The organism is Pantoea sp. ME81 (assembly GCF_903970985.1).
GTDB lineage: Bacteria > Pseudomonadota > Gammaproteobacteria > Enterobacterales > Enterobacteriaceae > Pantoea > Pantoea communis.
The window spans coordinates 1-1883 of the sequence record NZ_CAJCKS010000333.1; the positions used below are offsets into that span (position 1 = coordinate 1).

The 1883-nt window shown below is 55.2% G+C and carries 1 protein-coding gene and 3 pseudogenes; 2 read left to right on the top strand and 2 right to left on the bottom strand.

Features of this window, described 5'->3' with window-relative positions; translation table 11 throughout:
* Both H7A81_RS27885 and H7A81_RS27050 read right to left on the bottom strand, forming a co-directional pair.
* A pseudogene (locus H7A81_RS27885) lies at positions 1–140 on the bottom strand (polysaccharide chain length modulation protein); the annotation flags it as partial.
* Positions 119–265: pseudogene (locus H7A81_RS27050) on the bottom strand (LysR family transcriptional regulator); the annotation flags it as partial. The pseudogenes H7A81_RS27885 and H7A81_RS27050, both read right to left, overlap by 22 nt.
* 145 nt (positions 266–410) lie before the next feature.
* On the opposite strand from H7A81_RS27050, the gene H7A81_RS27055 reads away from it, so the two are divergent.
* Both H7A81_RS27055 and H7A81_RS27060 read left to right on the top strand, forming a co-directional pair.
* Positions 411–1361 (top strand): PDR/VanB family oxidoreductase, encoded by a 951-nt coding sequence (locus H7A81_RS27055; protein ID WP_182059314.1) that lies wholly within the window; start codon positions 411–413, stop codon positions 1359–1361.
* Positions 1358–1883, top strand: a pseudogene (locus H7A81_RS27060) (cytosine deaminase); the annotation flags it as partial. The gene H7A81_RS27055 and the pseudogene H7A81_RS27060, both read left to right, overlap by 4 nt.

A 1883-nucleotide genomic window follows, 5' to 3' on the forward strand; every position in this document is an offset into this window, starting at 1 on the left:
GCGTCGCCAGCGGTTTCGGCAATCAGCTTAATGTTATCCAGCGTGTTATGCGCCGCATCCGCTGGTGTGAACTGGATATTGGTAATCAAATCATCCAGCAGTGCGGCATCGTTATGCGTAGCGGCATATCCAGTTGCTCTTCGACGCGCAGGATCTGTCGATCAATGGATGATGCCGAGACGTGCAACACTTCCGAAGCCTTGCGCAGTGAACCCTGGCGCGCCACTTCGGTGAAATACAGTAAAAAACGGGAGAAGGCGAACATAGTGGGTGCTCTCTTTTTTGCAACACATCATGCGAATTAAACAGATGGACGCTTACACGATGGCAAAATAATAATCGCAGCCAGGATAAAAACAAGGGTATGCGCGGCTTTAGCGCTGTGACATCCCTGTTCAGACAGGCTGATTATGAAAGCAACACACCTGGCTGTCACCGTCATCGCAAAGCAGTTAAACGGTGCTGGCAACGTATCACTCACGCTGGGCAGTACTAGCGGCCAACCACTCCCGCATTTTACGCCGGGCGCACATATTGATGTGCATCTGCCCATCGGTGAAATACGTCAATACTCCCTGTGTTCCCCTGCTCACGCAGCGCATTATGAAATTTGTGTAAGGCTCGATCCCGCTTCTAAAGGCGGTTCGCAGTGGATGCATCATCAGTTGCACATCGGCGATGAGCTGACCATCTCGGCTCCTCGCAATCATTTCCCATTGCCTCATGCCCCGCGCACCCTGCTTTTTGCGGCAGGTATCGGCTTAACGCCGTTGTTAGTGATGGCGGAAGCGCTGGCTGTGCAGGAGGCTGATTTTGTGCTGCACCTTTATCTAAGGCGGCAGGATGAGCTGGCTTTTGCTACACGTTTGGCACTGCTCGGCGACCGCGCGGTGATCCATTACAGCGCTGAGGGCGACAGTCTTCGGACTCATCACCCTGCGGAGTTGGGTTCACCTGAAAATGGTGCATTGGTGGCCTGTGGCCCAGCGGGTTTTATGTCCCACCTGCAAAGTCTGGCGCTGGAATATGGCTGGCGCAGTGAGCAGATGCACAGTGAACGTTTCAAACCGGAATCAGCCCCACGCCTTCCAGGCGACAGTTTTGACATTGAGATCGCCTCGTCCGGGGCTCGTTTCACCGTCGGCCAGGCGCAAAGCATCGCTGAAGTACTGGAAAACGCGGGCGTTGAAATTGAACTCTCTTGTGAACAAGGCATGTGTGGAGCCTGTATTACCGGCGTGTTGTCGGGCGTACCGGATCACCGTGATGAGGTGTTGAGCCAAAAAGAGCGCGCGGCCAATGATTGCATCGTGCTGTGCTGTTCACGCGCGCACTCGTCCGTCCTGGTGCTGGATTTATGAAAGTCTATACAGGTGTGACTGGGGCGCGATTACCCCGCTGGCTATTAGCCGACAACTGGCCGATGCATAACGGTGCGCCACAGCTCGCCACCTTGCATTTCTCCTCTGAAGGTCCGCAATGCGAGCCTGAACAGCGTGTGCATCACGATTATTTACCACTGCATGGCGCTTTGGTGCTGCCCGCGTTCATCGAACCCCATGCGCATCTGGATAAAACCTTCACCATTCAGCGCAGTCCGGCACTGCAACCGGGATTGCTGGCCGCTATTACCGCAATGCATCAGGACCGCTTGCACTGGAGCCATGACGATCTGCTGCAACGCGCCCGGCAGGCCTTAAACTGGGCTGCGGAAAGTGGCGTTAGCCAGTTACGCACGCATATTGACTGGTTTACTCCCGATGCACCGCTCGCCTGGCAGGTCATTGGCGATCTCGATCATCCACTGTGCCAGATTGAACGCGTAGCGCTGGCGCCACTGAGTTTCTTCGCCAATGCCGCAGATGCCCAACACATTGCGGCAC

Excerpts from the sequence above, each read along its gene's own strand:
- H7A81_RS27055 (WP_182059314.1), top strand. The coding sequence starts at position 411 with ATGAAAGCAACACACCTGGCTGTCACCGTCATCGCAAAGCAGTTAAAC.